Raw genomic sequence first — 4680 nt, 5'->3', positions numbered from 1 at the left:
TGTGGAAGACAGAGATATTAATGCAGCAAAAAAAATCCTACAAAAAGCGCTCAGTAGGGTGGGGCACACCGGAACTTACCCTTGGGGAGACACACCCCCTGGCTTGATTGGAGAAATCCTGTCAAGTTATGGCAAGTCGTTGAGCCAAGAAACCCCGTCTCGCGATTAGCGGGGAGTGTCAAAACAAAATAAAGATTGTAAGTTCTGACTTTCCTTTTTCTTTCTTCCACCATTTTGAAAAAAGAATTCTATATAATGGTGAAACTTCAATTATTAAGTAATTAACACGGGTGGAATAACTTTTTCGATAAATTTAGTACCCAAGAGTGTGTTAATTCTTCTTATGTTTTCTTCTCCCCCACTCCCCTACTCCCCTACTCCTCTACTCAAGAAAGTGTAGCAAAAATTTATCAAACTGGTATTCAAACTTATTTCTTTTTCCTGAAAATATGACTCAATCAGACCCAAATAAAGTCTTACGAATGCTCCCTATAATAGCAGGAGGATTAGGTGGAACTTTACTAATGATTAATCGATTTTTCACCCCTAATCTTTTAGCTTCCCAAGCTCGTTCCGATGTCGTAGGAGTAATTTTAAGTGCTTTGTTGATTTTGACTGGTTTACTTTGGCAACAAATACAACCACGCTCTCCTGATACTGTTAAATTAATTGGTGAATTAGGATTTGAACTATTGCCTGAATTATCAGACATAGCTAAAACTGAACTTGCTTGGGCTTCTAGTTTATTGTTAACTAATACAGTTACTAAAACTGTTATTATCTGGTATGAAGGGAAAGTTTTATTAAGAAGAGGAATTTTACCATCTGAATCACAAGTAAAACCAGGAGCTATTTTAAAGCGAGTTTTGGATAAACAAAAACCTATTTATTTAGTAGATTTAAAAGTTTATCCAGGTCGTATTGAGTTTAATTATTTGCCAGAAAATACTCAAGGTGTAATTTGTCAACCTCTTGGCAATGATGGTGTAATGATTTTAGGTGCAAATGGACCTCGCAGTTACACTAAACAAGATGAAAATTGGATTTCAGGAATAGCAGATAAATTAATAGATACCCTTTCCAAAAAATTATAGCGCTGTCCTCACAGAACAGGGAATGATTTAGCTGTCTTTATCAAGCATTCTTATCTGATTTTGTGTGGAAAATATTCTGAAATAACTAATTTTTGTACCACTTTTAATATTACAATTTGATGGCTAGAATGTGAGCTTAAGTCTTCAGAAATAGACTTTGTGTTACTAATAATTAGGGCTTACTGATTAAATCTGAAACCATTGACAGATAAAGGGTTTGGTCTTTTTTGGCCTGGAAGAAGTACAAGGTTTTCGTTCTCAGGGCCTCAAAAAGTTAGGATTTTCGGTTGACTATCGCAGAAAAATCAAGGGATAATTCTTGCTTTTGCCTCCTCTAAATTTCTTACTCCTCCTGTCTCCTGTCTCCTGTCTCCTGACTCCTATCCTCACCCATAAGACTTTTTCAGCAAACCCTAATTATGCTCCCCTATCAATTTTTGATTTTGTAGACTTAAGGCTATTATTTGCAACAGAAAAATACTCAATTTTATTTTGCCAACTAAACAATACAATACTGAATTAAATTACTTTTACTTAATCCTATAATTCCAAGTTTTGATAGCCAAATCAATATACCAACCCAAATAGACCTCTCCAAAATAAAATTTAATGTAAAATTGTAGTAGCTAATTATATATACGCTGTGGCCAATGAACCAAGTATTAGAATATATTTATAATCATCCAAAACAAACAAAGAGAATTATTGGCATTACAGACAAACAACTAATAAAATTAATAGAAAATGCTCAAAAAATTGAAGAAAACATTCATACAAGCGATGATGCTCCGCAACGAACCGCGCGATCGCCAGCCCAGAAAAAAGATTAATCAAACCAGGAGGAGGAAGGAAAAAATCTTTAAATCACTCGGAAGAAATAATTTTGACCTTATATTATTTGCATCATATGCCTACCTTTCAATTACTAGGGATAATTTTGGGAGTAAGTGAATCAACAGCAAATAATATATTTCATTATTGGATAGATATTTTTCGGGAATTATTACCAGCAAGTTTATTAGAGCAAGCCAAAAAAAAACAATCAGAATATTTATGGATTAAAGAAGTATTAACAGAACTAGAATTGATTGTAGATAGTACAGCAACATGGTAGAGAAAGACCTGGTGAGGACTACAAACAAAAAAAATATTACTCAGGGAAACCAAAAAAACATACTTTTAAAAATCAAATAATTACTACAGAAAAAGCGAGTGCTTAATTCGCCGTCCCACGGCGAATGTAAGAAGCACTCAAGACAGGACAAGAAATAGTAGATGTAATAGTGGGAGAAAGAGGGCTAGAAAGTGATGTTAATTTACTGAAGAAACAACAAAAAAATTTTGATGATGAACAAAAATTTCAAGGAGATCAAGGCGATCAAGGTGGAGCAAGAGTTTCTACACCAAAAAAAAACTAAAAACCCAAAAATGTCACCAGAGACTAAGGAAGAGAATAAACGGAAAGCCCAAAAAAGAATATTTGTAGAACATGTAATGAGGTTGATAAAAATATGCGCGTGTGGCGCGAGAAAGATTTAGATTAAAAGAGAAAAATTACGAAAAAATAATTCTAACAATATGTGGTTTAGTTAGGTTAAGAATGGGAACATTAATATTAGTATAAATTCGGATTAGACACAAAAAAAAATGAGAAAAAAAGTGTAATAAAAAAGTTGATTAGTAACAACAAATAACTCTAATACAGATGACACCGTAGAAATTGGCTACTTTTCTCTATGGCGATCGCTCTGGAAAAAGGTAGTTAGGATAGGCGTTTGAGCATTTTTGGAGATGTCTAATGTGTAGGAGTTTGTGTTTTATATGACTCCCACCAAGCTCTATCTTCATCATTAATAGTTTCTGGAGTCACACCTTTTAAGACATACATTAGTAACCAGAATGTCGGATTATTTTGATATGAATTAACTACCTGGTTTAATGCTTTAGACTTAGATGTTTTAGCTACTCTTTTCCACTCCTCTAATTTAGCTAGGTCTTGAGTGTAACGAAAAGTTACGTTAGCTAAATATAAATTTGCTCTACTCCATTTTAATGTGCCATCTCTATTATAAGCAGCTACTTCTGAATTAATATTGGGTGTATTTTTACTATTCAAAGTTTCTTTACTTGAGACTAACCACTCAACAACAGAATCATTAGATAAGGGATTACTAGAACTTTTTAAAACAAATCCAAATCTTGCTACTGGTTTCTCAGACTTTGTGTGTACAAATGTTGGCAACCACAGAAATAAACATATATCTTTTCCAGAAGTATTAGTTATTTCTGCTAACTTCTTATAATTTTTTCCTTCACTGTTCCATACAATACTTTTCGATAGCTCGTGCTAACCATTTCTTTAATTTTTGGTTGACCAATTAATAGATTTCGTAACCCTTGAAAATCTTTCTTGTATTTTTGATCGAGTCTCGAATAAAACTCCCAAGCAAAAGTCGGTAAACTTTTACTATAAGGTTCAGAGTTTAAAATTTTTCCTGGCAAGCCAAATATAGGATAAGGAATATCATAAGTTTTTCGTGAAAGATTAAATTGAGCAATATCTTGATTTTGTTGAATATCAATACTAAACTCCCACAAACAAAAATCATCCTCAAATTTAGAAGCTTCCTTATCTGTATAATTATCCTCATGGAAAATAGGAGCTATCGCTATTAATTTCACAGGTAATGAATAATCTATTTGTTCTGCAAAAGGCTTCTCTATAAGTAAAGCTTTCCTATACCGAGTAAGCTGAGATATTAAACCTCTATCCTCTTCATTTTTTAACTCAATTATCACAGGTTGTTTAACCAACTTAGTAGAGCATAGTAAATCGCATCTTTGTGTATTAATAGTATGCTGACGTTTAATCAAAACTAAGTCTGGAAAAATTTGGTTAAAATTTTCTTCTATATAATTTTCCAAATCTTCTTCTGACTGAAATTTAATTGTGTCATTGATCAAGACTAAATTACGAGTAGACTTTGCTACCTTCTCATCCTGTTTTTTCTCAGCTTGCGTTAAATGCTTGGCTTTTAAATATGGCATAAACTTCTTTATAAGAATCAGAAAGCTTCATTAATGGATAACGGATAATTACCTCTGGTTAAAACCGTTACGGAATTGAATATAAGGAAATTATTTCTTTTTTTATTGAAATAGAAGGCTTTATACCTTTATTTTTCGGTAAATTATACTTGTAATGTTACTTGCTGTTTTTGAGATTAATTAACGAATTTACTTAATTTGATAATTCCAAGTCTGATACAAGTAGACTTTGCTACCTTAGTCCTGTAGTTACCGAAATAATTAATAATTAAACAATTAAATAATTAGATAATTCGCGCCTTGAGAGCTGATTTATAAAGTAAATCTTAAATTAGCTAGTCGCTTGACCATGAGTTGGATTAATGAGCCATAAATCATTGCTTCATTTACATCTGAATACACTTACGTTATCTTACTTAAGCGCCTAAATCTATTTAGCCACCCAAAAGTGCGTTCCACAATCCATCGCGCACGGCAATTGCTCAAAACTCTCTGAGGTTCGTTTGATCACTTCCACTCTGACGCCATCGCCACAAAC

General features: G+C 33.0%; 7 protein-coding genes and 1 pseudogene. 5 read left to right on the top strand and 3 right to left on the bottom strand.

Annotated elements, in window-relative coordinates:
• Positions 1-449: 449 nt before the first annotated feature.
• From F6K22_RS32710 to F6K22_RS32690, 5 genes are all read left to right on the top strand, one after another.
• Entirely contained in the window at positions 450-1094 is a 645-nt protein-coding gene (locus tag F6K22_RS32710; protein ID WP_293107916.1) for a cofactor assembly of complex C subunit B, read from the top strand.
• A gap of 650 nt (positions 1095-1744) precedes the next feature.
• Positions 1745-1924 (top strand): hypothetical protein, encoded by a 180-nt coding sequence (locus tag F6K22_RS32705; RefSeq protein WP_293107913.1) that lies wholly within the window; start codon positions 1745-1747, stop codon positions 1922-1924.
• A 53-nt stretch (positions 1925-1977) separates the two neighbouring features.
• Complete coding sequence (locus F6K22_RS32700; RefSeq protein WP_293107910.1) at positions 1978-2208, top strand: helix-turn-helix domain-containing protein; 231 nt, start codon at positions 1978-1980, stop codon at positions 2206-2208.
• Between the two features lie 169 nt (positions 2209-2377).
• Positions 2378-2512, top strand: coding sequence for a hypothetical protein (locus F6K22_RS32695; RefSeq protein ID WP_293107922.1), 135 nt, complete (start codon positions 2378-2380; stop codon positions 2510-2512).
• Positions 2478-2633 (top strand): transposase family protein, encoded by a 156-nt coding sequence (locus F6K22_RS32690; RefSeq protein ID WP_293107919.1) that lies wholly within the window; start codon positions 2478-2480, stop codon positions 2631-2633. The genes F6K22_RS32695 and F6K22_RS32690 overlap by 35 nt, the downstream gene beginning before the upstream one ends.
• 256 nt (positions 2634-2889) lie before the next feature.
• Here F6K22_RS32690 and F6K22_RS32685 read toward each other — a convergent pair whose 3' ends face one another.
• The 3 genes and pseudogenes from F6K22_RS32685 to F6K22_RS43210 all read right to left on the bottom strand — a co-directional run.
• Positions 2890-3336 carry a hypothetical protein gene (locus F6K22_RS32685; RefSeq protein WP_293107907.1) on the bottom strand — a complete coding sequence of 149 codons (447 nt, stop codon included), beginning with the start codon at positions 3334-3336 and terminating at the stop codon, positions 2890-2892.
• Positions 3337-3383: 47 nt separating this feature from the next.
• Positions 3384-4142: a PDDEXK family nuclease gene (locus F6K22_RS32680; RefSeq protein WP_293107905.1), complete on the bottom strand. Its 759-nt coding sequence runs from the start codon at positions 4140-4142 to the stop codon at positions 3384-3386.
• Between the two features lie 417 nt (positions 4143-4559).
• Positions 4560-4680: pseudogene (locus tag F6K22_RS43210) on the bottom strand (IS5/IS1182 family transposase); the annotation flags it as partial.

It is taken from the genome of Okeania sp. SIO2F4 (assembly GCF_010672385.1).
GTDB lineage: Bacteria > Cyanobacteriota > Cyanobacteriia > Cyanobacteriales > Microcoleaceae > Trichodesmium.
This window is presented reverse-complemented; position numbering and strand designations above follow the sequence as displayed.

Coding starts and splice junctions, on each gene's coding strand:
- F6K22_RS32710 (WP_293107916.1), top strand. CDS start 450: ATGACTCAATCAGACCCAAATAAAGTCTTACGAATGCTCCCTATAATA.
- F6K22_RS32705 (WP_293107913.1), top strand. CDS start 1,745: ATGAACCAAGTATTAGAATATATTTATAATCATCCAAAACAAACAAAG.
- F6K22_RS32680 (WP_293107905.1), bottom strand. CDS start 4,142: ATGCCATATTTAAAAGCCAAGCATTTAACGCAAGCTGAGAAAAAACAG.